The sequence below is a fragment of the Bradyrhizobium sp. WSM1253 genome, from assembly GCF_000244935.1.
GTDB lineage: Bacteria > Pseudomonadota > Alphaproteobacteria > Rhizobiales > Xanthobacteraceae > Bradyrhizobium > Bradyrhizobium canariense.
Genome location: NZ_JH600073.1, coordinates 2,310,824 through 2,336,500, shown reverse-complemented (window position 1 = coordinate 2,336,500; position 25,677 = coordinate 2,310,824). Strand labels below are relative to the sequence as shown.

The following is a 25,677-nucleotide window of genomic DNA, read 5'->3' as shown; positions in this document are numbered from 1 at the left end:
CCTGGCGAGAAGGCACGCCGTCAGGCTGCGGCAATCCTATTCTCGTGTGGCCAAGACCGCCGCGATGATGGCGGGCCGCTACGCCCATGCCAAACAGTTCAGCCGGCATCAGCGGCAGTTGCGCATTCTGCGCAGCCGGCTCGGCCGCATCATCCGCGACATCCGCCGCAAGATCGAGGGCCAGCCGGCATTGGAGGAGGCATTCGCCTCCCGCTTGGCCGGGCCCGTGCAAATCCGCTCGCAGCAGCAGCGCCAACGCGGCTGGAAGCTTTATTCCTTCCATGCCCCGGAGGTGGAATGCATCGGCAAAGGCAAGGCCGCCGCGCCTTACGAGTTCGGCGTGAAGGCCTCCATCGTCACCAACAACCGCCGGGCGCCCGGTGGCCTGTTCGTACTGCACGCCAGGTCGCTGCCCGATAATCCCTACGACGGTCATACCCTGCGGGACGTCATCGACCGCACCGAGGCGCTCACTGGCTGTCCGATCGAGCGGGCCTATGTCGACAAGGGATATCGCGGCCACGACACGCAAAATCCCCGTCGCGTCTTCATTTCGGGCCAGAAGCGCGGCGTGTTCGGCGCCATCAAGCGCGAGCTCCGGCGCCGCTCCGCCATCGAGCCCATCATCGGACATCTGAAGGCCGAAGGTCACCTTGGCCGCTGCTATCTCAAAGGCCGCGCCGGCGACGCCGCCAACGTCGTGCTCTCAGCAGTCGGCCACAACTTCCGCCGTATCCTCGCCTGGCTCAGAGAACTCTTGTGCCTCTTCCTGATCCAGCTATCGCATACGCTTGCCTGTCCGCTCCCGCTCAATTCGGCTTCTTAACGGACGACTATCGGTGCCGGACGAAGGCCCCGGCGTGGGCATCGCCGTCGACACCGTGACCTTCCACCAGCACGATCCGTTCCCGTGGCGGCTTGCTGAAGTGGTGGCCGCGATCGGCGGCTACCGCAACCACCCTTCCCTCGAGTGAGAGGTCGTGCGGGTGCGACATCAGGCAGCGCGGGCAAGCGAACGCCGCTTTTGGCGCAGGTAGCGTGCGATTTCGGGAAGCGGCATCGCGTTCAGGACCCGGTCGGCGGGTACGCCGCCCTTGCGAGCCATCTCGACGCCCCAGTGCATGTGGTCGAGCTCGGGAATCGAGTGCGCGTCCGGATTGATGCTCAGCATGCAGCCGAACTCGAGCGCAGCCCGGTGCCAGCGCCAATCCAGGTCGAGGCGCCATGGATGCGCGTTGATCTCGACAACTACGTCATGCTTTGCACATGCCCGAAGCACCTTCTCGATGTCGATCTCATAGCCCGGCCGCCGCTGCAGCTGCCGCCCGGTCATGTGGCCGATGATGGTCGTGTGAGGATCGGAGATGGCCCGAAGCAGGCGCTGGGTCTGCGCCTTGCGGTCCAGCTTGAAACGGCCGTGGATGCTGGCGACGACGAAGTCGAAACGTTCAAGGACCTCGTCGTCGTAGTCGAGCGACCCGTCAGCCAGAATGTCCGACTCCATGCCCTTGAGGATCCGAAAGTCCTTACCGAAGCGCTTGTTCAGGCGGTCGGCTTCTCGGTGCTGCTGCACGATCTCTTCGAGGGAGAGACCGCCGGCGTAATGGGCGGACTTGGAATGGTCGGCGATGCCAAAATACTCGAAGCCGCGCTGACGGGTCGCCTTCGCCATGGTTTCCAGGGTCTCTGTCCCATCGGAAGCATCGGTGTGGCAGTGCAGGATTCCGCGCAGGTCCTTGTCGGTCACAAGCTTCGGCAACTTGCCCTTCAAGGCCAGCTCGACCTCGCCGCGGCCCTCCCTGAGCTCGGGATCGATGAAGGGCAGCCCGAGAGCCTGGTAGATGTCAGCCTCCTCGCCGGCGATCAGTGTGCGACCCTTGTGCAGGCCGTGAGCGTCCAACCGCATGCCCTTCTCGGCGGCCAAGGCTTGGAGCTGCTCGATGTGAGCGGCGGAGCCGGTGGCGAAGAGAAGGGCGGCGCCGAAATGTTTGCGGTCGGACACCCGGACTTGCAGTCCTTCGGACGATGGCATCGCTGTCTCGTCCGACTTGGCAGCCTCCGCAACGATGGCGAGGTCGGCGACGAGTTCGCAGCCTCGACGGAAATCGCCAGCGATCGTCACGCGCTTGAGTTCGGGGCGTGCCTTGCGAATGGATTCCTTCGCGTGCGCGAGCAAGGCGGCGGCTCGGTGCAGGTGAAGGCGGCCTTCTCCGCTTTTGGCGATTGCGAGATTTTGCAGGATCTTGGTCTGCAGCGCGGCACCGAGTCCTTTCGCCTTCTTGATGCGATCGTCCTTGGCGGCCGCCTCCAATTCCGCGAGGGAGGTGATACCGAGATCCTGGTAGAGCCGCAGCACCTTCTCCGGACGCAAACCCGGTACAGCCAGCAGCTCAAGCACGCCCCCGGGGATCTCCTTCCGCAGCTTTTCGAGGCTGGGATGATTGCCCGTCTTGTGAAGCTTGGTGATGATGTCGGCTATCGCGTCGCCGACGCCCGGGATCTCCGTAAGACGGTCTTCGGCGATGAGCACGTCCAGAGGAACGGCAAGGGTCGCCAGGCTGTCTGCGGCTCGCGAGTAGGCTTTCGCCCTGTAGGGATTGCCGCCTCGCAGGGCGGTACGCTGCGCGTACTCTCGCAGGAGACTTGCTACACCGCGAGTGTCGAGCGAAGGCATCAGCGAGCCTCCCGGTCCACGCTTTGCGGCGCCGCCGAAGTAAGGCGACCGCCGGAGCGGCCACTTGGCTGGCGATCGAGAGAGCTCTCAAGCTCCTGGGCTGCGCGGAAATCGTTCAGGTGCTGGATAATGGGGCCGTAGGCAGCTTCCTTCTTGAGGAGATTGTAAATCCGTCCTGCCACCAGCTGCAGATGCTTCATCCTGCCTCTCGGCATGGATCTCGCTTTGCAGAGAGCTCGCACCGCGTAGGCCCGAAAGTAATCGAATGCGTCTGACATGCCAGGTAAACGCCCGCTATCGACCAGAGTTCGATGCGAGAAGGATTGGCCTTTTTGGCACTGCACCAAACGCGGGCCGGGTCGCTCATATTCGAAAGCTTGAGAACCAGGAGGTCGTAGGAACTCCTCGCCACCTTCGAAGTTGCGAGACTCGTTGAGTAAGGTAGGTAAACTGCCCGCCACCGGCCCCAACCCGGCGGCGGGTTTTTTGTGAGTTGCGTAGCGTGGCGAAGCGTACAAGAGCGGCGCCTCCGGCCGAGAAGCCAGAAGCTCCTCAGATGCCGGGGTTCATCAGCCCCCAACTGGCGACTCTGAAGATGAAGGCACCTTCGGGATCCCAATGGATTCACGAAATCAAATACGATGGGTACCGCATCCAGCTCCGAATCGACGGCGACGATCGCCGGGCCTACACCCGCAACGGCTATAACTGGGTCAGCAAGTTTTCGAGAATAGCTGCCGCCTTCGATATCGAGGGGCAGGCCATTGTCGACGGCGAAGTCGTCGTCATCCATGAGGGTCGCACCAATTTCTCCGAGCTGCAGGCGGACCTCGGCAGAGGCGACCAGGACCGCCTGATCTTCTTCGCGTTCGATCTGCTGTGGCTCGATGGCAAGGATTTGCGCAAGGAGCCGCAGCTTGAGCGGAAAAGGCTGCTCAAGGAGTTGATCGAGGAGCACAGGCTCCAGGAGCCCATCTTCTTTAGTGAACACCATGAAGGGGATGGGCAGGCGCTGTTCGTTGCCGCCAGCAAGTTGAACTATGAGGGCATCATCTCAAAGCGCGTGGATGCGCCGTACCGATCGGAGCGGGTCGAAGCCTGGCAGAAGGTCAAGGTCGTTCAGAAGGGCAAGTTTCCCGTGGTCGGTTTCATCAAGGACCCATCTGGCGTGGCCGCACTCTATCTGGGCAAGAAGGAAGGCAAGGATCTCGTCTACATGGGGAAGGTCGGCACGGGATGGAGCCGGACCACTTCGGCGCATATCCGCAAGGCGCTCGATACCGTAGTCAGCCCGAAGCAGAGGCTGACGAAAACCATCAGGAAGCCGAAGGCGACGTGGGTCGAACCCAAGTTCTATGCCGACATCGAGTACCGCGACATCACCTCCGAAGGGCTCCTTCGAGCCAGCTCGTTCAAGGGACTGAGCAAAGGAACGGGCCGTTCATAGCGGCGTTTTCCCGTGAGTATGTGGAGTACCGGTCATGGATCCGGAACGGCGAGTTGCGAAGGCCCTGGAAGACGCTCAGGGCATCCTGGCCCGATATGTCGAGCCTGGCCCCAGAGATTGCGAGCAAACCATAAACCGGCTGCTGGAGGTGCTTGACGACGAGGCCGTCGTGCAGGCGCTCAAGGATTCGAAGATGGAAAAACCAACTGCAGAACAACTCGCCGAGCTCAAGAGGCTCAGCGCGACCGCTCGGGTGCCGGATGAATCGGAGATCGTCACTTCGAAGGAGGAAGCCGAGATCCGGATCCGCGACCTGAAAGACAAGGCTCGGATGGAATGATGCCTGAGAAGCCCGCGAATGGCGTGGAGCCCAACGCTCCGAGGACGACATTCAGAGCGATCAGCTGGGTCCGCGCGGCGTAACCGGCAAGGAAAGTCCGGCGAGGATGACACCTCAGCTGGAAAAGAAGACGCCCGAGGACGTCGATCCCGGACATCCGGCATGAACTCGATGGACACGTTCGATCCCGATATGACGTGTCGCGTGCACGATGGTCTCAACGACCAGATCATCGAATGGAGCCCTCATTGGGCTTCGATGTACCGCGAGCATGCGTCGAGATGGGATGACGGCGTCATTTCCTGGGACGGTCTGCTGCTCGATGGATGGGCGCCAATCGTCCATGGTCATCCTTGTGGCCACTGAGATGCGGCCTACAAGGAACGGAACCCGTGAATCCTTGCAGCGTTGCATTGCCATCACTTCTAAAGAGGAGGAGCCGATGGCCGCAGCGAAGAAGAAGACCGCGCGTGGACGCAAACAGGATCGCGCCCGGGTCGCGAAAGGGCAGGACCACGAAGTCCGGTATGAAGCACAGAAGACTGGCCGCTCGGCCTCTGCGGTGAAGAAGGCCGTCAAGAAGGTCGGTAATTCCCGCAAGCGCTTGGAGAAAAGGCTGGCCCGCTGATATGGAAAGCCGGGCTGGCATTTTTGGGTCCAGCACCAGCCCTTCTAATCTGGAGGGCACTCCGGGCAGGTGTCGCTAATCGAGTCGAGCAAGTCGCGCACCTCGGCCACCGCTGCATCGGGGGAGACGCCTGCCGGCGGGGCGCCACGGGCGATGTCAAAGGCCCGTTCCCGTGCATGGGGATCGGCGCGATCCTGCATCCAACCGTGCTCCTCGCACTCGCGGATAGCGCCCGCTTCCTGAAGCACGTGGACCGCCCACCCGCGCAGGGTGCGGATCGGCGGCCGTCTCTGCTTGGTCATCAGCATTCAAAGGTTCTCCCACGCTGAGACGAATCGTTTAGTCCCGCAGACGTTCCCCATCGCCATGGCCGGGCGCTCGGGTGGGCAAGAACGAACTGAAGAAGCCGTTTTCCCGATGCTTCAGACGTCCGAGCTCAGGTGGTCGCTCCTTGTCCGTTCTGCGCGTGCGGCTGTCGCCGCACCGGGCTCTCGTGTTGGGGTGGACGGCCCCCTTCCGCCGGTCTGCGTGGCAGGATGGGGTCGTCGATGACCTCAAACGAAGGAGCCGCCCGTGGAAACGATTGTTCGTATCGGTTTGGACACGTCAAAGAGCGTATTTCAGTTGCATGGCGTTGACGGGATGGAGCAGCCGGTCTTGCGACGCAAGTTGAGACGCGGCCAGGTTCTGGCGTTCTTCGGCCGTCTGCCGCCTACGCTTGTCGCGATGGAGGCTTGCGGAGCGTCGCACTATTGGGCGAGGGAGCTGCGTTCGCTGGGGCATGAGGTGGCGATGATCCCGCCGCAATATGTCAAACCGTACGTGCAACGTGGGAAATCCGATGCGGCGGACGCCGAGGCGATTTGCGAAGCCGCGAGTCGACCGAAATTGCAGAAGAACTTCGTGCCAATCAAAAGTCCCGAGCAGCAGGGCGCACAGATGCTGACTCGTGTACGCAACCAGTTCATTGGCAGGCGCACCCAGCTCGCCAATTCGATCCGCGGCTACGCCGCAGAGTTCGGCTTTACCGCGCCCAAGGGGCTTTCAAGGCTTCCGCAATTGCTGATCGATATTAGGGCTGATGCGACAGTCCCGGACTTGGCGATGGAGTTGATAGAGGCGTTGGCTGCAGAAATGGCGCGCGTCGATGATCAAATCGTTACGCTCGACAAGAAGCTCATGCAACTCCATCGGAGCAGCGAGATGAGCCGAAGACTTGCGACCATTCCAGGAATTGGTCCGATCGGCGCGACGCTGCTGTCAATCAAGGTCGTGGATGCGCGCGGATTCAAGTCGGCAAGAAACTTTGCCGCGTGGCTTGGCCTGACGCCAAAGAATCACTCGACGGCCGGCAAGAATCGGCTCGGGGTCATCACCCGCGCCGGCGACGGCATGTTGCGAACCGTTTTGGTAGCTGGCGCGACGGCAGTGATCGCGGATATGCGACGACGCGGGAGTCGCCCTTGGTCCTGGCTGAAAGACATGATCGCTCGCAAGCCGCCAAAGCTGGTGGCGATAGCGTTAGCAAACAAGCTGGCGCGGATTGCTTGGAAACTGATGGTCAGCGGCGAACGGTACCGGCCTGCGAGCGCCGTACCGATGCCAACGCCGACATAGACTTGAACGACAAAAAGAGCTTGGCGTCAGACGGGCAGATCTGACGCTGGGGCCGGAACTTGCAGGAAAGGAAGAGGTGGTACGTTCGGCGCGAGCCGGTCATGTGAGACACTCCGCTCGGTTTACCGGCAGCAAATGCCGCTCTCGTGTTTGGAGCTCACTGTCCGCGAAGCCCATCTTGGCCAGTGGTCGCAAGACCCGATAATAGGCCGGACATATGAGCGCAAGCGATCCGAGCATGCTGCCCGAGCCAATCCTTGCAAGTCGGGGGCCGTCCACATATGAACCGAGCCGCGCAGCGTCTCGGCCTTGCGGCTTCGATCCCTCGCGCGAGGCCTTTGGTGCTCCTCGCCGGGGGCACTCGGGAAAGGGGCGCGCCTGCGGCGATCGCTATCACTGCCCCGTTCCCGGGTGCCGCCATTGAACCGGTCTCGTCGCTGCACTCGGACCGTCGTGCCCCTTCGGGTCGCTATGCTCACGCTCTCCGGGTGCCATTTTCCGTTGAGGCGATGCGCCCTTGGGCGCACGCCTGATCGGGCCTGCGGCCTAAGGCAGATTGCGCTAGAAGCTGAGAGTAAGAGTGCAGGCTGGGTTTTTCCGTGACGGGTTACAAGCTGCGAGAGAGGCTCGCGGTGCCCGTCGCGGAGACCCCCGCGATGTCAAACCCTACTGCTCGCGCGCGCGCCGGCCAGGACCGGGCGAACCTCTATAACGAGATCACCGACAGGATCATCGCCGAGCTTGAGGCCGGACGCGTCCCTTGGGTTCAGCCTTGGGGTACGGCCGCGGCCAGAGCGCCGCTGGCCATGCCGAAAAATGCGTCGACCAACCGGCAATACAGTGGCGTTAACATCCTCATCCTCTGGGGAACCGTGATCGAACGCGGATTTACCGGGCAAAGTTGGCTCACATTTCGACAGGCGCTCTCGCTTGGCGGCCACGTTCGCAAGGGAGAGCGAGGCACCACAGTCGTCTACGCTGATCGTTTCGTGCCGGATGACGAAAAACGGCGCGCTGCGGAGACCGGCGAAGACGCGCAGGCGGTTCCGTTCCTCAAACGATTTTCCGTATTCAACACCGATCAGTGCGAAGATCTGCCCGATGGTATTGCCACCGCTGCGCCACCACCGCCGGCTGGTCTCATCGAACCCACGGTCGACACCCTGATCAAGGCCTGTGGAATTCCATTTCGGATCGGTGGAGATCGCGCATTCTATGCAACAGCCGAAGACTATGTTCAGGTCCCGCCGCCGCAGGCCTATTTCGAACCCATCAACTGGCACCGCACAGCATTGCATGAGCTCGGTCATGCGACCGGGCATCCCTCGCGGCTCAACCGCGACCAGAGCGGATCCTACGGTACCAAGAAATATGCCTTCGAAGAGCTGGTCGCCGAATTGAGTTCCGCGTTCAGCTGCGCGTCGCTCGGGATCGTCCCCACCGTGCGTCATGCCGACTATATCGGCTCCTGGCTTGAAGTCCTGCGCGAAGACAATCGCGCCATCGTGCGGGCCGCCTCGCAGGCGAGCAAGGCCGCGGACTATTTGCTCGGCTTCGTTCCCGGGGCCATTGAGCCCGCGTCGCTGGATTCGGCTGTCGCCGATCACGAGGCTGCGTGATGCTTGGCCTCGTGCGAGAGTGAGAGGAGGGAAGGCTGTTCGCGACGGGTTGGAAGCCAAGAGAGAGTCTCACGGCCCCCGTTGTGGAGAGCCAAAATGACGAAAGCCGTACAAAAGATCACGCTGTCGCCTTCCCGGGATATTCCTTTCAACAAGCTCGTGCTCAGCCAGTCGAACGTTCGCCGCGTCAAGGCCGGTGTCTCGATCGAACAGCTGGCCGAGAGCATCGCGCAGCGTACGCTTCTGCAAAGTCTGAGTGTCCGGGCCGTCGTTGATGCAGATGGGAACGAGACCGGCATGTTCGAGGTGCCGGCGGGCGGCAGGCGCTATCGCGCTCTCGAGCTCTTGGTGAAACAGAAGCGGATGTCCAAGACGCAGGCGGTGCCGTGCGTCGTTCGCGAAGGGGGCATCGCCGAGGACGATTCCGTGGCGGAGAACGACGAGCGGATCGGCCTGCATCCGCTTGATCAGTTTCGGGCCTTCCAAACTCTCCGCGATCTCGGCATGACCGAGGAAGACATCGGCGCGCGCCATTTCGTGAACCCGGCGATCGTCAAGCAGCGCCTCCGCCTGGCGTCGGTCTCGCCGAAGCTGCATGAGGTCTATGCCGAAGACGGCATGACGCTCGAACAGCTCATGGCGTTCTCGGTCACTGCCGATCACGCCCGTCAGGAGCAAGTCTGGGAGAATGTCAACCGTTCGGGTTATGACGAGCCATACCAGATCCGCCGCATGCTCACCGAGAACACCGTGCGCGGGTCCGATCGCCGGGCGCAATTTGTGGGTCTTGATGCCTATCAGCACGCTGGTGGCGGCGTTCTGCGGGATCTGTTCGAGCACGACGAGGGCGGCTGGCTTCAGGACGTCGCCTTGCTTGATCGTCTCGTCACGGAAAAGCTCAAAGCCGAAGCCGAGACGATTGCAGCCGAAGGCTGGAAGTGGATCTCAGTCGCCGTCGAATTCCCCTACGGCCACACGGACGGCCTGCGTGAGCTGGAGGGCAAACCTGTCGATTTATCCTCCGAGGAGCAGGCCACTATCGACTCCCTCAACGAAGAACAGGCCAGGCTTGAATCCGATTATCAGGACGCCGACGAGTTGCCAGATGACGTCGATCAGCGTCTCGGCGAAATCGAGACGGCGCTGATCGCGTTCGAGGACCGGCCGATGATCTACCATCCGGCCGAGATCGCCCGCGCTGGCGTCTTCGTCAGCATCGATTCCGAAGGGCGCCTCTCGGTCGATCGGGGCTACGTCCGGCCGGAGGACGATTCGTCGGAAACCGAGCCCGATGTCGGGCAGGGCGCCGATACACAGTCGGTCGAGGGGAAGGCGGCTGGCCCTTCCGTCCAGCGCGCGGTCCTCGCGGTGGCTGGCGGCGCTACTGATACGGAAGAGGATGATGAGGATGGGACGAAACCTCTGCCGGATCGGCTGATCACTGAGCTGACAGCGCATCGCACGCTGGCGTTGCGGGATGCGTTGGCAGAAAATCCTGCGATCGCGTTCCAGGCGGTGCTGCACAACTTCGTGCTGACGGCCTTTTACCGGTTCGCATCGTCCGGAAGCTGCCTTGAGATCGGCCTTCGGACCCCGACCTTTCCGGCTCAAGCGCCAGGCTTGAGGGAAAGCGTGTCCGCGAAGGCCGTTGAGGCGCGGCATGAGTCCTGGAAAGCACGATTGCCGAAGGGCGAGAACGATCTCTGGGATGCGCTCACGGCCCTCGATGGCGACGCACAGGCGTCCCTGTTCGCCCACTGTGCGTCGTTTGCGGTCAACGCTCTCTATGAGCCGGCCAACCGCTACAATCAGGGCCGCGTCTCCGCCCACGGCGTCCGCACCCGGCTCGACCAGGCCGATGTGCTGTCGCACTCCGTTGGCCTCGACATGGTTCAAGCGGGGTGGAAGCCCTCTGTCGACAACTATCTCGGCCGGGTCACCAAGCCTCGCATCCTGGAGGCGGTGCGGGAAGCAAGAGGCGAGTCTTCCGCGCAATTGATAGACCACCTGAAGAAGGCCGACATGGCCAAGGAGGCCGAGCGTCTTCTCGATGGTTCTGGCTGGTTGCCGGAGCCGCTGCGTCTCGTTGATCCCGATGCGGCGTTAGTCGAGCAGGAGGGTGAAACGGGCCCGCTGCCCGAATTCCTCGCCGATGACGAGGATCGGGACAACGCGGGCGACGACGATCCGCAACAGCTCGACGCAGCTGAGTGACATCGCAGAAGGGATGGCTCCATCCGTCCGGCGATTGATTGGGGACCGGCGTGCCGCGCCGGTTCCCATTCTTATGGGAGAGGGCTGAGAGGGAGAGTCGGGCCGGGAAGGGTTTGAGCCGTCGGGTCTTGAGGAGAGCGCCTGATGGTTCGACCCTTTCCTGCTCTCCGAAAGAACCCTGTCATGACCGAATCTCTCGCCGGCGGCGCGGCCGCCGCGCCGCTCTCGATGCGTGCCGCTGCAAGTCTCACCTCCGCCGCCATCAGAGCCACGCGACGGCTCCTGACCGATCTCGAGCGCGGCCGCCGCATCGATGCCGCTGTCCTGCGCAGCGCCATGGAAGCTGCCTTCGGCGCTTCCGACGCCACTGGCGCCTGGAACTGGAAGACCGCCTATGACGTATGCGAGGCGGCAACTGTTCTATTCCTTCGCAAGTTTGGTCCGGCCATCCGTGTCAAGGCAGGCTCGACGGCCGCGATGCTGCCGATGCTCGCGAGAATCTCGAACTGCCTGCCGACCCACACGCGGCGATCCGAGGACAGCCAGGCCCTTCAACAATTCTCCACGCCGATCCCGCTTGGGCTCGCCGCATGCACCGCGGCCGGAATCACGCCGTCCGATCGGGTTTTGGAGCCTTCTGCCGGGACCGGCTTGCTCGCCATTTTCGCCGAGCTCGCCGGCGGCGCCTTGATATTGAACGAGCTCGCCGAGCCCCGCGCTGGGTTGCTCGACCAACTGTTTCCCAACGTCAAGGTCAGCCGGTTCGACGCCGCCCAGATCGATGATCACCTCGATGCGCGTGTCGTACCGAGCATCATCTTAATGAACCCGCCATTCTCGGCGATGGCGAGCGTCGATCGACGGATGACGGATACGGCGCTTCGGCACATCGCCTCATCCTTGGCGCGTCTTTGCGACGGCGGGCGTCTGATCGCCATTACCGGCGCGAGCTTTGCGCCGGACAACCCGGCGTGGCGAGATGCCTTCGTTCACCTCCAGGAGCGCGGGCGAGTGGTGTTTTCTGCCGCTATCGATGGCGCGGTCTATGCGAAACACGGAACCCAGACCGACACACGACTGCTTGTGATCGACAAGCAACCCGCCGCAGATCCGCTACTCTTTCCGGCCTCGCTGGGCATGGCGAGCGATGTCGCAACCTTGCTCGACTGGGTAAGCCAGTATGTGCCCCCGAGGCTGCCTGTTGTCGCGCCGGTCGTAGTCGGGGTCATCAGACGTCCCGCGGCGTCGCGGCCGGCAGGTGCCTTTGCACCACGCCCATCGTCCACTTCGGCAGACACCGCGCCAGAAGGCGTCGAGCTCACCTACGAGGCGGTCGATTGGACACCTCCGGAAGGTGCTCGCCTGACCGACGCGCTTTACGAGGAATACGCGCTGCAGGCGATCCGTATTCCGGATGCGCATCCTCATCCGACCATGCTCGTGCAGTCCGCCGCGATGGCCTCGGTCGCGCCGCCGAAGCCGTCTTACCGGCCACATCTGCCAGTCCATGTCGTGGCGGATTGCGTTCTGTCCGACGCCCAGCTCGAGAGCGTCATCTATGCCGGCGAGGCGCATTCCCAGTTTCTGGCGGGCTCCTGGACGGTGGATGCGACCTTTGATGTCGTGGCGGCCGCGCGCGAGGATGCAAAAAATGCCGTCCGCTTTCGACGCGGCTGGTTCTTGGGCGACGGCACCGGTGCGGGCAAGGGGCGGCAGGTCGGTGGCATCCTTGTCGACAATTGGCTCAAGGGCCGCCGCCGCGCGGTCTGGATCAGCAAGTCCGACAAGCTGATCGAAGATGCGCAGCGCGACTGGTCCGCGCTCGGCATGGAGCGGCTGCTCGTGACGCCGCTGTCCCGTTTCCGGCAGGGCATGCCGATCCGGCTCGCGGAAGGCGTCCTTTTCACCACCTACGCCACGCTACGGATCGACGAGCGCGGCGAGAAGCTTTCGCGCGTGCGACAGATCGTCGAATGGTTGGGCTTCGACTTCGACGGAGTGATCATCTTCGACGAGAGCCACGCGATGCAGAACGCAGCAGGCCAGAAGGGCGAGCGGGGCGACCAGGCGGCCTCCCAGCAGGGGCGTGCCGGGCTCAGACTCCAGCACGCGTTGCCGAATGCCCGCGTCGTCTATGTCTCCGCGACCGGTGCCACGACGGTCCACAATCTCGCCTACGCCCAGCGGCTGGGCCTATGGGGCGGCACCGATTTCCCGTTCGCCACCCGCGCCGAGTTCGTCGAGGCGATCGAGGAGGGCGGCGTCGCGGCCATGGAGGTGCTCGCGCGCGACCTCAAGGCGCTCGGTCTCTACGCGGCCCGCTCGCTCTCTTACGAGGGTGTCGCGTACGAGCTCATTGAGCACGAGCTCACGCCTGAACAGGTTCGCATCTACGACGCCTACGCTGGCGCGTTCAGCGTCATCCATAACAATCTCGACGCCGCGATGCGGGCGGCCAACATCACCGGCGAGACCGGCACGCTGAACGGCCAGGCCAAATCGGCCGCGCGATCGGCTTTCGAGAGCGCCAAGCAGCGCTTCTTTGGTCACCTCCTGACCTCGATGAAGACGCCGTCGCTGATCCGCTCGATCGAGTGCGATCTCGACGCCGGCCATGCCGCCGTCATCCAGATCGTTTCGACCGGCGAGGCGCTGATGGAGCGCCGGCTTGCCGAGATCCCGACCGAGGAGTGGGGCGACGTCCGGGTCGACATCACCCCGCGCGAGTATGTCCTCGACTATCTCGCCCATTCCTTTCCGGTCCAGCTCTACGAGCCCTTCACGGATTCGGAGGGCAATCTCTGCTCCCGGCCAGTCTATTGCGACGGCCAACCGGTCGAAAGCCGGGACGCCGTCGCTCGCCGCGACCGCCTCATCGAGAAGCTCGCCTCGTTGCCGCCGGTACCTGGTGCGCTGGACCAGGTCGTCCAGCGCTTCGGCACCGACATGGTCGCAGAGGTGACCGGCCGCTCGCGCCGCATCATTCGCAAGGGCGACCGGCTGGTCGTCGAAAACCGGGCCGGTTCGGCCAACCTCGCCGAGACGTCGGCCTTCATGGACGACATCAAGCGGATCCTCGTGTTCTCCGACGCCGGCGGCACGGGGAGGAGCTACCATGCCGAGCTGTCGGCGCGGAATCGTCGCCTCCGCGTCCATTACCTGCTCGAGCCCGGCTGGAAGGCGGACGCCGCGATCCAGGGGCTCGGCCGCACCAACCGGACCAACCAGGCGCAGCCGCCGCTGTTTCGTCCCATCGCGACCGACGTGAAGGCCGAAAAGCGTTTCTTGAGCACCATCGCCCGCCGGCTCGACACGTTGGGCGCCATCACCCGCGGCCAGCGCCAGACCGGAGGGCAGGGCCTGTTCCGGCCCGAGGACAATCTTGAAAGCCAGTACGGGCGTGATGCGTTGCGCCAACTCTATACGCTGCTCGCACGCGGCAAGGTCGAGCGCTGCTCGCTCGAGAGGTTTGAGGATGCGACCGGCCTGAAGCTGACGGATGCCAATGGTCTCAGGGATGACCTGCCGCCGATCACGACCTTCCTGAACAGGTTGCTGGCGCTCACGATCGAGCTTCAGAACATCCTGTTCACCGTCTTCGAGCAGCTCCTGACGGCTCGGATCGAAGGCGCGGTTGCCTCGGGCACCTATGACGTCGGGCTGGAAACGCTCCGCGCCGAGAGCTTTGTCGTCACCGACCGGAAGACGATTTATGTCCATCCGGGCACTAGCGCCGAGACCCGACTTCTCACGATCACCCAGTGCCAGCGCAATCATCCTGTGAGCCTGGATGATGCCCTTGCTCGACTTTCCGATTGCCGCGCCACCTTGCTGATCAATGAACGATCGGGACGAGCCGCGGTGCAGGTCCCGGCTCCAAGCTTCATGCTTGATGATGGCGAGATCGAGCATCGCGTCCGCCTGATCCGGCCGATGGAGCAGCATAGCGTTCCCTTGAAGATGATGGCGGAGAGCCATTGGGCCGAGGCCGACCGCGAACGCTTCGCCGCGGCTTGGCTGGCGGAGCTTGCCGACGTGCCCGAATTTACGGAAAGCACGATCCACGTCGTGGCCGGCTTGCTGCTGCCGATCTGGAAACGTCTGCCGAACGAATCGACCCGCGTCTATCGGCTGCAGACCGACACGGGCGAGCGGATCGTCGGCCGCAAGGTCTCAGCGACCTGGGTCGCGAATGTCCTCGAGGCTGGCGCGCCAGCGTTGACGCCGGACGCTGCCTTTGCCGCGCTCGTGGAGGGTCGGACCGTCCTCGATCTTGCGGAAGGGCTCCAGCTCCGCCGCGTCCGGGTGATGGGCGCATACCGCATCGAACTGTCGGGCTTCAACGACACAATGCGCGATCGCTTGCGGGCTTACGGCCTCTTCGGGGAGATCATCTCCTGGAAGCTGCGCATGTTCGTGCCAACGGATGCGAGCGGCGTCGAGATCCTGTCGCAGGTGCTCGACACCTATCCGGTCGCGCGCATCGCTGAGCGGGAGGCCGCGTGATGTCCTGCGACGCTTCCGAGCTGGCACGTCGCCTCGCGCGCGAGGCCGAGGCGGTGTGCCGACATTATCTCTCCAACGGCAAGCGAGCGGGGCGCTACTGGGTGGTCGGCGACGTCCACAACACGCCAGGCCGCTCACTGTTCGTGCGGCTCCAGGAATCGCCGAAGGGGCCGCCCGGCAAGTGGACCGATGCCGCAACCGGCGAACATGGCGATCTCCTCGACGTCATCCGCGAAAGTCTGGCCTTGCGAGACTTTCGTGAGGTCGCCGAGGAGGCGAGGCGCTTTTTGAACCTGCCTCGTTCTGAGCAGAAGCCCGCCCCAAGACCTATTCCCCCAGCCGTACCGCCCGGATCGCAGGTAGCCGCCCGTCGGCTCTTTGCGATATCCAGCCCGATCGAGGGGACACTGGCTGAAACGTACCTGCAGCGCCGCGGAATAACCCGCGTCCACCATGATGGCAGCCTGCGCTTCCACCCACGTTGCTACTATCGGCCCGACGAGCATTTGCCGACTGAAACCTGGCCGGCGATGATCGCCCGCGTCACGGATTTTGATGGTCGGATCACCGGCGTGCACCGGACTTGGCTCGATCCGGATGGCTTTGATGGTGTTCGGCTCGGCAAGGCTCCGATCGACACGCCACGACGGGCCATGGGCGATCTTCTCGGCAATGCCGTTCGGTTCGGCGTGGTGAACGACGTGCTCGCTGCCGGCGAGGGTATCGAGACCATGCTTTCGCTACGCTACCTGCTGCCGACTATGCCGATGGCGGCTGCGCTTTCGGCTAATCACCTCTCGGCCATGAGGCTGCCGCCTAGCCTACGACGGCTCTACATTGCTCGCGATGCCGATGCCGCCGGTGATGCGGTGCTGGCAACTCTCAGCCAGCGCGCAGCAAACGCCGGCATTGAAGCGATCGTGCTGTCGCCCTGGCTGGGCGACTTCAACGAAGATCTGCAGCTATTCGGTCTCGAAGCCCTCCGAGCAGCGCTGCGGTTTCAGCTTGTGTCAGAGGATATCGTTCGCTTCCTCCATTCGTCGATGGTGGCCGCGGAATAGCTCCGGGTCTTCGATCGACGTTGATGGGCCGGTCATAGGCGAGGCCAATACCGGAAGAGGACGCGACCTCGGCCTTCTAGAGGGCGATCGGACGGCAGCCGGCCCGGGCCGGCAATGGCTAACGTCCGGCTATTTTCCGCCGCGCGCCAGAGATGTGAAGACACATCATGCAGTTGGCCGCGCGCTTTGCATCGCGAAGCAAAATAGCCGGCCTCTGCCATCCTCCGCTGCCGCTTCGGCCCTGTCGGGTTCTGGCCCGGCCCGCCCGCCGTCAGAGGATCGCCACGAAGGCCGCGATGGTCGCGGCCGATCCGGCAAAGGACCTCTTCCGATGACCGACCATGACGACATCGAACCGCCGCATGCCTCTTCCCCGACCGACCACATCCTCACGGAAATACAGCTCTTCGGCTATCGTCCCTTCGACGACCAACCCGATCCAAGACCGCTCCCGGAGGGCAAGATGATCGTCGGCGCCATAGCGGACATGTTTGATGCCCTGGTTGCGACCCTGAACGACACGCGACTTGAGCCGGACCTTGACAATCTGCTCTGGTCGACCGTCAACCTGTTCCATCGTGCCATCGACCGCGTCGAACGCCACCTCGATGACAACGAACAAGCGCAACATAAGAGCCAGCGCGAGCAGAACGGCTCGGAAGTGCGATCGGTCGAACTCGAGCGCCTGACGGCCGAAGGCATAACGCTGATCGAGCGCCGCAACTGCCTGGAGCTCTTCCGCGACCAGGCCATCGAACAATTTGAGGTCCACACCGGTTCAGCCTGGCGCCCACGATCGGGATCATTGGTCAATCACCGAACGCTCACCGCGGCAATGATCGACTCCCGCGACTTCATCGCCGCCAAGCGTCGTTCCGAGACTGAGGTCATGTTGCCACCAGGACCGAAAATCGCACTCACCGGTGGGCTCGACTTCAATGACCATCATCTGATCTGGGATCGGCTCGACAAGGTTCATGTCAAGCATCCCGACATGGTCCTGCTCCATGGCGGCTCGCCCAAGGGTGCCGAACTGATCGCCTCGAAATGGGCGACCAACCGCAAAGTACCGCAGATCGCCTTCAAGCCCGACTGGACGAAGCACGCCAAGGCAGCGCCGTTCAAGCGCAACGATGCCATGCTCGAACTCCTGCCGATCGGCGTCATGCATTTCCCGGGCACGGGAATTCAGGACAATCTCGCCGATAAGGCGAAGCGGCTCGGCATTCCCGTCTGGAAGTTCGGCGGCGCATGAGCGCCGTCGCCTCGAAAGACGCCAAGGTGGAGTTGCTCGCCGCAACTCCGCCTCGTTTCATTTTTACATCCAAACTGCGCCGTGGTGGTGGTGGAAGGCGCGATTGATAGATCCATGCACATGGAGCCACCACCATGCTCGCGCTTGGGCTTGTTCTCAACAGACTCGGCATTGGCTTGTTCTGCTGGGCCATCTTTGCGCTCGCGGTGTATGCGCTACCGTTCTTCGTCGCACTCAGTGTCGGGATGTTGGCATTTCGTGATGGTACGGGCGTCTTCGGCGCACTGCTTATCGGAATTTCTTCTGGCGCGCTGACGCTTGCCGCTGGTCAGGTCGCCGTCGCCGTTAGTCGGTCTTTGACCTTGCGCGTCGCGATCGCAACCGTATTCACGGTCCCCGCAGCGATCGCCGGCTATCAGGTGATTTTTGCCCTATCGCAGATCGGGGTGCCTTCATTGGCTTGGCGCGAGGCGTTCGCATGCCTAGGAGCGGTTTGCATCGGCGGCACAGCATGGACACGCTTGGCCGTTTTTGCGGGGACCCTCCCGTCGGAGTCGGCCGGGGCGGTGGTGAATGCGCCTGAACCAGTTCTCACAGCCGCCGCGCACGAGCGGTGAGGCTTCGTCGCGGTCATCGGCCGAGCAAGACGGCACAGGGCGTCACGTTGAATGAGGGATCGTCGAGCTTGAGCGAGAAGTAACCGCGTTCCCTCCTCGGGCGCTTAAGCAAGCCGTACCGGTCTCTGTCTGGCCCACATAGCTGCGGTGGAGCGGCGCGCTCCGTTCGATCATTCGTTCCGGGACGATGCCGCCCTTTGCGGCAGATTGTTTCTCTTTCTCCGCCGAACCGTACCAACCCCTTGTTCAGCAGAACCGAGATTCGCCAAATCTTCTCCGAAGATTGCGGTTCAGCACGCGGACGCACGTGGCCTCTTTGATGGCTTGATCTGGCCGAAGACCGGCTGCGCCTCGATCGTCTGAGCCGCAACGCCGTTGCTGCGACTTTCTTCCCCTGCGCTTCGCCCATTCCTCGCGAGACAAGAAAGTCGCCACAACGGCGTCCTCCGCTGCGCTCCGGCCCTGAAGCGGGTGCGTCGCCGATCGTCCTCGGCCTTTAGATCGCCATCGAGGCCGCGGTGGTCGCGGGCTCGAAACACAACAGGAGAAGTGACATGGCTAACATCGGTTCCTTCAAGAAGGTCGGCAACGATTTCCAGGGCGAGATCGTCACCCTGAGCCTGCAAGCCAGGGGCGTCCGTATCGTCGCCGAGACCAACCGCTCCAACGACAACGCTCCCAGCCACCGCATCTACGTGGGCCGAGCGGAGATCGGCGCAGCTTGGTCGAAGCGCTCCGAAGAAGGCCGCGATTACCTCTCGCTCAAGCTCGATGATCCCTCGTTCAACGCGCCGATCTATGCCAACCTGTTCGACGATGAAGGCGGCGAGGGCTACACCCTGCTCTGGTCGCGGCCGCGCAAGAGCGGCGAGTAGACGCTCCGCCAAGCCCCGTCCGGTCCGCCGGGCGGGGCTTCTCAAAATCCGACGTCGGTCGATGAGACCGGCTGTTTTTTTAGATCGTTGCATCAATTTAAGGAAAACTTCGTTTGATGGGCGCGCTCCGCGCGTCCCTGTGGGCGCCTGTTCGAGGCCTCACGCACGGCCGCCGATCCAGGCAAGCCGGATCAGCGGCGGTGACGCGTGTCCAGGTCGGGCGCTCCCGGGCTACCGGCCCGGCTCGCGGAAGTTCATGATCGAACTTTGGACACCTTCTCCTCAAGCAGATCTGCAGGCCGGACCCCTAAAGCTTGGGCAATCTGCCAGATCGTTAGCAATGTAGCGTTTTGCAGCCCTCGCTCCATGCTACTCACGAAGGCCCGGTCAACGCCCATACGTTCCGCCACGGCCTCTTGGCTCAAGCCAAGGGCCAGTCGAAATCGACGCGCGTTCGCTCCGAAAACCTTGCGGATATCCATCCGCAGGATAGGAAGCAATCGCGTATTTTGGCGCTACGTGTTATAATACGCGGAGCCGGGTGTTGAAGCTTACGGACGGAGCCTCGATTGCTGAATATGTGGGGAACGCGGCTTCTTGAACGCTCGCCCGAGCTCGTGGCATGCCATATGCTACAGAACGGAACTGTTCGAGCCGGCAAGGCTTTCGCCTCGCAGTTTTATTTTCAATCCCGCGCACATTGTAGCCTCTGATGTCGAAGCCGTCGCTAGATCCTGACGTCGCGGATGTCGCGCCGAACGAGCCGGCGCTGACAGCCTATGACGAACAGCATGTCGTCACGTACATTCGCCTTTTGCAGGCGGAGGGCGAGGGGGCGGACTGGCGGGAGGTCGCTCGAATCGTCTTGCATATCGATCCGGAGCGAGAACCGGATCGTGCGCGGGCCGCATATCAGAGTCATCTTGCGCGCGCCAAATGGGTGACGGAGCAGGGACGCCTCTTACGCGGTGCCGGCTCAAAATAGAAAGGAGTCGCCGACTACAGGCTCGCAGCCAGAATGTTTTTCTCCCGCTAACCGGTGGTTATTCTCATGCACCACGTGGTGCCAAACTAGGGGCTTCCCACAACCCCATCGTTCATAATTATTGCGCCGCAATCGTTGTGACTTAAGTGCAAGGGGGCGGAAGCAATGCCTGAATTCGACTGGCGGTCGCCGGATTCCTTTAAGAGCCTAGAGAACGCTGAGATCACTGAAATCGCCTGGGTAGGTCTTCGTATGAACGTGGACTACCAACGTGACTACGATGCGATCATCGCTAGTAGCTCAGATGGCGCGGTGACCGAGGAATTCAGGAGGAGGTGGGGCCTCTGCTTTCGCGCATGACCCGCAGAGGTCGTTCCACGAGCAGACAATCTTTTGGGCGCCCGAGGTTCTCCCGACCGTCGTCCCGGTCACTGTAACCGCTTCAACGCCTGGTCAAAGCTCAACGCCTCAGCCGCCGCTTGATCTTCCATCAGGTCAGGTGTGCCGTGCCGCTGACGGCTGGCATGCCGTGCTGCAAATCGGCTCGGTGGAGCATCGCATCTGGTCGAAACAGCCGCTGACCGCAGGCGCTCGCTATGCGGCCGAGTTGCCGTTTGATCGCGATTTGGAGGCGCGCGCGCATGCCGCCACGCGGCTGTGGCGTGCGATGAATGGACACACGCCAGGGCCTCCGTTTCATCGCGTGCCCAAACAGCGGCGCGAACGACTGTGCGCAGCCCTTCGCGCGGTCGCCGCGTATCTCGCCGGCGCGACTTATCGCAGCATCGCAGAAGCTCTGTTTGGCAAGGGGCGCATATCGGATCGCGGCTGGAAAACACACGATCTGCGCAGCCGAACCCGTCGCCTTGTACAAAGCGGCCTCGCATTTGTGCGCGGAGGCTATCGCAAGCTGCTTCGGCCCAGGCGCAGGGACGAGTAGCGCCCTTGCTGGGGGGCCGCAAATCGACCCGCCGATATTCGGCATCCCCCTCCGAGATCCCGCTTCTCCATGATGACCGCACATACGCCGGCGCCGCCATCCGCGGTGCGCTGTCATCCTGGAGTTCTCAAATGCCCGATCCGATGGCCGGTCTTCCCCCGCGCTTCCTGCGTACACCGGAGGCCGCGCGTTACCTTGGCCTCTCCGGTCGCACGCTCGAGAAGCACCGCACCTACGGCACCGGGCCGACCTATCGGAAGATCGGCGGACGTGTCGTCTACGCGGTAGACGATCTGAAAGCCTGGGCTGACCTCGGCGCCAAAACGTCGACGTCTGACCCGGGGAAGGGGACCGTGCTGCCGGCCAAGAAGCATCCGGTGCTGCGCCCATATGCGGGCCAGGAACGTCGCTGATCGCGCGTGAAAGCAGTGACCATGCGGCGCAAACACCATTCCGAGCGCGACCAGCTTGAGCTCTTTCGGGCGCTGCCCGGCGAACTCGCGCCGCGCGATGCGCAGGATCTCATGGCTTATCCGTTCTTCTCGCTCGCTAAGACCAAGCGGACCGTGCCGATTGATTTCCGTGCCGGTGCGATCGCAATTCGTGTCGAAGCGGTGCCGGAACACGGCATGGCGACCATCTGGGATGCCGACGTTCTAATCTGGGCCGCGTCCCAGATCGTCGAAGCCCGTGACGCCGGCTTGAAGACGTCGCGCCTGATGGCAGCAACGCCTTATGAGATTCTGACGTTTGTCGGCCGCGGCACCAGCGCGCGCGACTATGACCGGCTGAAGGCGGGTCTCGACAGGTTGCAGTCAACGACCGTGCTGACGTCGATCCGTCAGCCGGCAGAACGGCGGCGGCATCGCTTCTCCTGGATCAACGAATGGAAGGAGACGGCCGATGCAAACGATCGGCCGTTCGGGCTCGAGCTGATCCTGCCCGATTGGTTCTATGCGGGCGTCATCGATGACGCGCTCGTGCTGACGATTGATCGCGGCTATTTCGATCTGACGGGCGGGCTTGAGCGGTGGCTCTACCGCCTCGTGCGCAAGCATGGCGGTCGGCAGGACGGCGGCTGGAGTTTTGACCTTGTGCACCTCCATGCCAAGTCCGGCATCCTCTCGCCGCTCAAGCATTTTGCCTACGACGTACGCCAGATCGTGCGGCGTCAGACATTGCCCGGCTATCGGCTCGTGCTCACGCGCGATCCTGATGGCACCGAGCGGCTGAACTTCGTGCCGGCGCCCGTCCATCCCTTAACGGCACGCCTGCGCCGGCGCGGACTCGTTCCAAATTCGGAGGACAACCTGTGAATCAGCTCGTGCTATCGGGGACCGCAACCCTCGTGCCATCGGGGACCCGATCCTCGTGCTATCGGGGACCGGAATCGAGCTTAAGTGCTTGTTTCTCTGTGCCTTCCAGGCTCTCTAACTTTACTAACCAGAAATCCTTCGGATTTCTTCTAACGGACCAGGCCGAAAGCCGCGTCGGTGGCGCTCGGCAACGGCCGTCCGACAGGCCAGCCTGCCTTTGCAGGCCGTACACACTCTCCACCGAGCCCCAAGCTCACGGCTGCCAGCTCCAGCGTTGGGGAGCCGCCGCATGACTGATCTCACGGAAGTGGAAGTGTTGTGGCTCGAGAAGCGGATCGAAAACCGCATTCGGTTCGGTCGCGTCGTAGAGGAAAGAAAGCTCGATCGTCACCGGCGTGTCCTGTCATTTGCACCGGGCAGCATCTTTGCTTTCGTCCGTTGGACCTCCAACGACTTTGGCACGATCATTTCTCGGATCGACATCTTGCGCGCGGTCGCACCGGGACAGCGCTGTTCGACCGTACCGTATGTGACACCTGGCGGTGAGATTCTGCTGCGCCTGTCAGGTTGGCCGAAGGTCGAGCGCGTGCTGCAGATGATCGATGCCGTTGAGGCGCTCGGCATCGATCCCGCTGATGTCGCGCCTGATCATTGGCATCACGTTCATAACCGTCTGTCCGTCAATGAAAACCCGCGCCCGTATACGAAGGCGCGCCATCAGGCCTGGCTTCACCGGCAGAGGGTCATGCGATGACGGGCCGCCTCATGATGCTGGCCGTGACGATTGGGGCCGCTGCTGCGCTCGTTGCGACGATCGTCCTGGAGCCGCTTCCGCTTTACATCTGGAACGCATCCGCGAGCGTGCCGATCGGTCTCTACCGCCTCCGACCGGCTGACCAATTCCAAGTCACTGAATTGGTCGCCGTGCAGCCGCCGGAGCCGCTCGCGACCTTCCTCGACCTTAACGGCTATTTGCCCATTGGCGTCCCCATGCTGAAGCGCGTGCTCGCCCTCCCGGGGCAGAGTGTTTGCAGAAACGGCCTTACGATTTCGGTCGACGACGTCGCGGTAGGCGAGGCGAAGGATCACGACGAACGCGGCCGGCCGCTGCCGAAATGGCAGGGCTGCCGCGTCGTCGGCAACGGCGATCTGTTTCTGATGAACTGGCAGTCGGACGACTCTCTTGACGGCCGGTATTTTGGATTTCTTCCGGCATCTAGCGTGATCGGCCGTGCCATGCCGGTGTGGACCTGGGAGGAGTGATCGTGGGTATTCGACCTGTTCTCCTCGCCATTGTATTGCTCGATCGATTGCGGGATCATTCCTCCGTCTCGATCGATGTCTGCAGGGCTGGGGCGACCCCGAGCGCGTGCTTGGGTCGGTTGGGCACGCGCGTTTGTGCTGTCGTGCCCCTGATGCTTCTTCTGACCGCGTGTGGCAGTGCTGCTTTGGCCCAGAGTGGATCAGCCGCCCAGCCGGTGAGCAGTCAGACCGCTCACTCATTTGCCGGTTTCATCAACGAAGCCTCACAACGCTTTGCGATTGCGCCGAACTGGATCCGATCAGTCCAACGCATCGAGAGTGCTGGTGACGTGCACGCCAGATCGCCAAAAGGCGCAATGGGCCTGATGCAAATCATGCCGGCGACGTGGGCGGAACTTCGCCAGCGTTACAATCTCGGGAATGACCCCTACGACCCGCACGACAACATTCTGGCCGGCACGGCGTATCTGCGCGAACTGCTCGATCGGTATGGCTCGCCTGGCGTGTTTGCCGCGTACAATGCGGGACCGTCTCGCTATGAAGAGCATCTCGCAGGCGGCTCTCTGCCAGACGAGACGCGAGCATACGTCGCAAAGCTTGCAAATCTGCTTGCCATCGAACCGCCGCCGAGGTGGACCTCCAGCGGGCGGTCATCAGCAGCTGCGACGCTATTCGTCACGCGATCCGATCTCGTGAAAACGCGCGATCGGTTGCTGGCGCTCATGCCATCGAGCGGTGTCACGAGCGCAATTTCGGCGCCCGATGTTTCGCTCATGGTCCCCCGGCCAATTGGCATGTTCGTCCCTCGATTGGATTCGGGGTCATCGCAATGACCAGGTGTGCGGGTTCGCAAGCTGATGGCGTATGGGCGATGCCTTCGGCCCGCGCTCTACTCGTCGCTTCGCTCCTCACCGAGCCCCCCTTCGGGTGTCTCGGCCCTTCGGGTAACGATCGCTATCGCAAGCGCTCGGAAGCAGTGGGGGCTTCGCGAGTTGGCTGCCAAGTCGCGGCGGCTGTTTCGGGAATCGGCGACCGGGAGACCACGACGGCAGGACGGCCGCCCGTAATCGGTCTGCGCCGGGACCTGCGGCAGGCGATCAAGTGGCTTGCGGGATGAATGACGGGCACAATGCGCATCTTCAGCAACGCGGGAGGCGTGTGATGGAATTCTTCTGTGGCCTGGATGTCGGCATGGACGAGACAGCAATCTGTGTGGTGGACGCCACGGGCAAGGTGGTGCTGGAAGTGACGGTGGTGACCGATCCGGAGGCGATCAGGACGGCGCTCGCGCCGTATCTCGGCCGCTTGAGGCGGCTCGGCCACGAGGCAGGGTCGCTGTCGCCCTGGCTGCATCCGGAGCTGCTCAGGCTGGGCCTTCCGGCGGTCTGCCTCGAGACTTTGCATGTGCGCGCGGCGCTGAAGGCGCAGCGCAACAAGACCGACCGCGCCGATGCGCTTGGCATTGCCCACATCATGCGCACCGGCTGGTTCCGGCGCGCCCATATCAAGAGCGAGGCCTGCTACCGTCTGCGGCTGTTGTTGACGCACCGGCGCAATTTGAAGCGCAAGTTTTTGGACCTGGAGAACGCGATCCGGCACTCGTTAAAGGTGTTTGGCATCCGGCTGAACCGGGTCGGGCGCGGCGGTTTTGCGCAAGCCGTGCGCGATGCGGTCGCACACGATGCGCTGGTCAGCGAGCTGATCGACGCCATGCTGAATGCGCGGGCGGCGCTGTGGAAGGAGTACTGCCGGCTGCACGATCTGGTGGTGCGCCTGGTCGCCGGGCATGAGCTGTGCCGGCGCTTCATGCAGATTCCCGGTGTCGGACCGATCGCGGCGCTGAGTTTTATGACCGCGGTCGATGACCCCTCGCGGTTCAGACGCTCGCGCGACGTGGCGGCGTATTTTGGCCTGACCTCGCGGCGCTGGCAGTCCGGCTCGTCGATCGACGTCAGGGGCCGGATCAGCAAGGCGGGCGACGGTGATGTGCGGCGGGCGCTGTATGAGGCGGCCAGCGCGTTGCTGACCCGCTACAAGAAAAAAGACAAGGTCAAGGCGTGGGGACTGGCGCTGGCCAAGCGCTCCTCGCACCGCAAGGCGACGGTGGCGGTGGCGCGCAAGCTCGCCGTGATCATGCACGCGATGTGGACCAGCGGCACGTTCTACTGTGGCGATCCGGACGCCTCGAGGGCGGAGATGCGCGCCGAAACAACGGCCAAGCAGCGCAGATTGCTGGGGGCTTACGTATGAGGCGCGTGATCCTTCAACCTGGCAACGACGCGGTGATCGCCGCGATTTGAACATGGAGCTCCGCCGCCGG

At 63.0% G+C, this 25,677-nt stretch carries 26 protein-coding genes and 1 pseudogene; 23 read left to right on the top strand and 4 right to left on the bottom strand.

Translation table 11 applies throughout. The features are described from left to right. Nucleotides 1–826, top strand: a pseudogene (locus BRA1253DRAFT_RS12645) (IS5/IS1182 family transposase); the annotation flags it as partial. Nucleotides 827–839: 13 nt separating this feature from the next. Beyond that, complete coding sequence (locus tag BRA1253DRAFT_RS45860; protein ID WP_256375803.1) at nucleotides 840–974, top strand: hypothetical protein; 135 nt, start codon at nucleotides 840–842, stop codon at nucleotides 972–974. Nucleotides 975–994: 20 nt separating this feature from the next. Here the strand turns inward: BRA1253DRAFT_RS45860 and BRA1253DRAFT_RS12640 are convergent, their stop codons facing one another. Together BRA1253DRAFT_RS12640 and BRA1253DRAFT_RS12635 are read right to left on the bottom strand one after the other, a co-directional pair. Then, nucleotides 995–2,674 carry a DNA polymerase/3'-5' exonuclease PolX gene (locus tag BRA1253DRAFT_RS12640; protein ID WP_007594567.1) on the bottom strand — a complete coding sequence of 560 codons (1,680 nt, stop codon included), beginning with the start codon at nucleotides 2,672–2,674 and terminating at the stop codon, nucleotides 995–997. Then, a complete protein-coding gene (locus BRA1253DRAFT_RS12635) occupies nucleotides 2,674–2,874 on the bottom strand; it encodes a hypothetical protein (RefSeq protein WP_007594566.1) in 201 nt (66 codons plus the stop codon). Before BRA1253DRAFT_RS12635 ends, BRA1253DRAFT_RS12640 begins: the two co-directional genes overlap by 1 nt. A gap of 356 nt (nucleotides 2,875–3,230) precedes the next feature. On the opposite strand from BRA1253DRAFT_RS12635, the gene ligD reads away from it, so the two are divergent. From ligD to BRA1253DRAFT_RS12620, 4 genes are all read left to right on the top strand, one after another. After that, on the top strand, nucleotides 3,231–4,121 hold the full coding sequence (gene ligD, locus BRA1253DRAFT_RS12630; RefSeq protein WP_157158581.1) for a non-homologous end-joining DNA ligase: 891 nt from the start codon (nucleotides 3,231–3,233) through the stop codon (nucleotides 4,119–4,121). Nucleotides 4,122–4,155: 34 nt separating this feature from the next. Continuing rightward, on the top strand, nucleotides 4,156–4,461 hold the full coding sequence (locus BRA1253DRAFT_RS12625; RefSeq protein WP_007594564.1) for a hypothetical protein: 306 nt from the start codon (nucleotides 4,156–4,158) through the stop codon (nucleotides 4,459–4,461). Between the two features lie 171 nt (nucleotides 4,462–4,632). Then, nucleotides 4,633–4,827 carry a hypothetical protein gene (locus BRA1253DRAFT_RS41400; RefSeq protein WP_157158580.1) on the top strand — a complete coding sequence of 65 codons (195 nt, stop codon included), beginning with the start codon at nucleotides 4,633–4,635 and terminating at the stop codon, nucleotides 4,825–4,827. Nucleotides 4,828–4,903: 76 nt separating this feature from the next. Next, nucleotides 4,904–5,089, top strand: a complete 186-nt coding sequence (locus BRA1253DRAFT_RS12620) for a DUF3606 domain-containing protein (RefSeq protein ID WP_007594560.1) — start codon at nucleotides 4,904–4,906, stop codon at nucleotides 5,087–5,089. A 44-nt stretch (nucleotides 5,090–5,133) separates the two neighbouring features. Here the strand turns inward: BRA1253DRAFT_RS12620 and BRA1253DRAFT_RS12615 are convergent, their stop codons facing one another. Next, nucleotides 5,134–5,397 carry a hypothetical protein gene (locus BRA1253DRAFT_RS12615; protein ID WP_007594559.1) on the bottom strand — a complete coding sequence of 88 codons (264 nt, stop codon included), beginning with the start codon at nucleotides 5,395–5,397 and terminating at the stop codon, nucleotides 5,134–5,136. 265 nt (nucleotides 5,398–5,662) lie between these two features. Here BRA1253DRAFT_RS12615 and BRA1253DRAFT_RS12610 point away from each other — a divergent pair, with 265 nt between their 5' ends. From BRA1253DRAFT_RS12610 to BRA1253DRAFT_RS12575, 8 genes are all read left to right on the top strand, one after another. Further along, nucleotides 5,663–6,706, top strand: a complete 1,044-nt coding sequence (locus BRA1253DRAFT_RS12610; protein WP_007594558.1) for an IS110 family transposase — start codon at nucleotides 5,663–5,665, stop codon at nucleotides 6,704–6,706. A 656-nt stretch (nucleotides 6,707–7,362) separates the two neighbouring features. Then, nucleotides 7,363–8,325: an ArdC family protein gene (locus BRA1253DRAFT_RS12605; RefSeq protein ID WP_035995155.1), complete on the top strand. Its 963-nt coding sequence runs from the start codon at nucleotides 7,363–7,365 to the stop codon at nucleotides 8,323–8,325. 96 nt (nucleotides 8,326–8,421) lie between these two features. After that, entirely contained in the window at nucleotides 8,422–10,539 is a 2,118-nt protein-coding gene (locus tag BRA1253DRAFT_RS12600) for a ParB/RepB/Spo0J family partition protein (RefSeq protein ID WP_007594556.1), read from the top strand. Between the two features lie 183 nt (nucleotides 10,540–10,722). Beyond that, entirely contained in the window at nucleotides 10,723–15,045 is a 4,323-nt protein-coding gene (locus BRA1253DRAFT_RS12595) for a strawberry notch-like NTP hydrolase domain-containing protein (RefSeq protein ID WP_198288242.1), read from the top strand. Continuing rightward, on the top strand, nucleotides 15,045–16,106 hold the full coding sequence (locus BRA1253DRAFT_RS12590; protein WP_007594554.1) for a toprim domain-containing protein: 1,062 nt from the start codon (nucleotides 15,045–15,047) through the stop codon (nucleotides 16,104–16,106). The genes BRA1253DRAFT_RS12595 and BRA1253DRAFT_RS12590 overlap by 1 nt, the downstream gene beginning before the upstream one ends. A 331-nt stretch (nucleotides 16,107–16,437) precedes the next feature. Then, nucleotides 16,438–17,361 carry an SLOG family protein gene (locus tag BRA1253DRAFT_RS12585; protein WP_007594553.1) on the top strand — a complete coding sequence of 308 codons (924 nt, stop codon included), beginning with the start codon at nucleotides 16,438–16,440 and terminating at the stop codon, nucleotides 17,359–17,361. A 134-nt stretch (nucleotides 17,362–17,495) separates the two neighbouring features. Continuing rightward, nucleotides 17,496–17,978, top strand: coding sequence for a hypothetical protein (locus tag BRA1253DRAFT_RS12580; protein WP_007594551.1), 483 nt, complete (start codon nucleotides 17,496–17,498; stop codon nucleotides 17,976–17,978). 554 nt (nucleotides 17,979–18,532) lie between these two features. After that, nucleotides 18,533–18,853 (top strand): DUF736 domain-containing protein, encoded by a 321-nt coding sequence (locus BRA1253DRAFT_RS12575; protein ID WP_007594548.1) that lies wholly within the window; start codon nucleotides 18,533–18,535, stop codon nucleotides 18,851–18,853. A gap of 254 nt (nucleotides 18,854–19,107) precedes the next feature. Here the strand turns inward: BRA1253DRAFT_RS12575 and BRA1253DRAFT_RS12570 are convergent, their stop codons facing one another. Next, on the bottom strand, nucleotides 19,108–19,335 hold the full coding sequence (locus tag BRA1253DRAFT_RS12570) for a helix-turn-helix domain-containing protein (protein WP_007594546.1): 228 nt from the start codon (nucleotides 19,333–19,335) through the stop codon (nucleotides 19,108–19,110). 230 nt (nucleotides 19,336–19,565) lie between these two features. Here BRA1253DRAFT_RS12570 and BRA1253DRAFT_RS41390 point away from each other — a divergent pair, with 230 nt between their 5' ends. The 9 genes from BRA1253DRAFT_RS41390 to BRA1253DRAFT_RS12525 all read left to right on the top strand — a co-directional run bounded on the left by BRA1253DRAFT_RS41390 (nucleotide 19,566) and on the right by BRA1253DRAFT_RS12525 (nucleotide 25,607). Further along, nucleotides 19,566–19,838: a hypothetical protein gene (locus BRA1253DRAFT_RS41390; protein WP_007594544.1), complete on the top strand. Its 273-nt coding sequence runs from the start codon at nucleotides 19,566–19,568 to the stop codon at nucleotides 19,836–19,838. 165 nt (nucleotides 19,839–20,003) lie between these two features. Then, entirely contained in the window at nucleotides 20,004–20,198 is a 195-nt protein-coding gene (locus BRA1253DRAFT_RS12560) for a transcriptional regulator domain-containing protein (RefSeq protein ID WP_007594542.1), read from the top strand. Between the two features lie 169 nt (nucleotides 20,199–20,367). Then, the gene (locus BRA1253DRAFT_RS12555; RefSeq protein ID WP_245285909.1) at nucleotides 20,368–20,778 is read left to right on the top strand and encodes a DUF2285 domain-containing protein; all 411 of its coding nucleotides are present in this window, start codon (nucleotides 20,368–20,370) and stop codon (nucleotides 20,776–20,778) included. Between the two features lie 131 nt (nucleotides 20,779–20,909). Further along, entirely contained in the window at nucleotides 20,910–21,191 is a 282-nt protein-coding gene (locus BRA1253DRAFT_RS12550; protein WP_007594540.1) for an AlpA family transcriptional regulator, read from the top strand. A 21-nt stretch (nucleotides 21,192–21,212) separates the two neighbouring features. After that, nucleotides 21,213–22,094 carry a replication initiator protein A gene (locus tag BRA1253DRAFT_RS12545; protein WP_007594534.1) on the top strand — a complete coding sequence of 294 codons (882 nt, stop codon included), beginning with the start codon at nucleotides 21,213–21,215 and terminating at the stop codon, nucleotides 22,092–22,094. 289 nt (nucleotides 22,095–22,383) lie between these two features. Then, entirely contained in the window at nucleotides 22,384–22,848 is a 465-nt protein-coding gene (locus BRA1253DRAFT_RS12540; protein WP_007594532.1) for a DUF2840 domain-containing protein, read from the top strand. Next, a complete protein-coding gene (locus tag BRA1253DRAFT_RS12535; RefSeq protein WP_007594530.1) occupies nucleotides 22,845–23,357 on the top strand; it encodes a S26 family signal peptidase in 513 nt (170 codons plus the stop codon). Before BRA1253DRAFT_RS12540 ends, BRA1253DRAFT_RS12535 begins: the two co-directional genes overlap by 4 nt. A gap of 152 nt (nucleotides 23,358–23,509) precedes the next feature. Further along, nucleotides 23,510–24,190 (top strand): lytic transglycosylase domain-containing protein, encoded by a 681-nt coding sequence (locus BRA1253DRAFT_RS12530; protein ID WP_051058526.1) that lies wholly within the window; start codon nucleotides 23,510–23,512, stop codon nucleotides 24,188–24,190. Between the two features lie 328 nt (nucleotides 24,191–24,518). After that, the gene (locus BRA1253DRAFT_RS12525) at nucleotides 24,519–25,607 is read left to right on the top strand and encodes an IS110 family transposase (protein WP_007594526.1); all 1,089 of its coding nucleotides are present in this window, start codon (nucleotides 24,519–24,521) and stop codon (nucleotides 25,605–25,607) included. Nucleotides 25,608–25,677 lie beyond the last annotated feature (70 nt).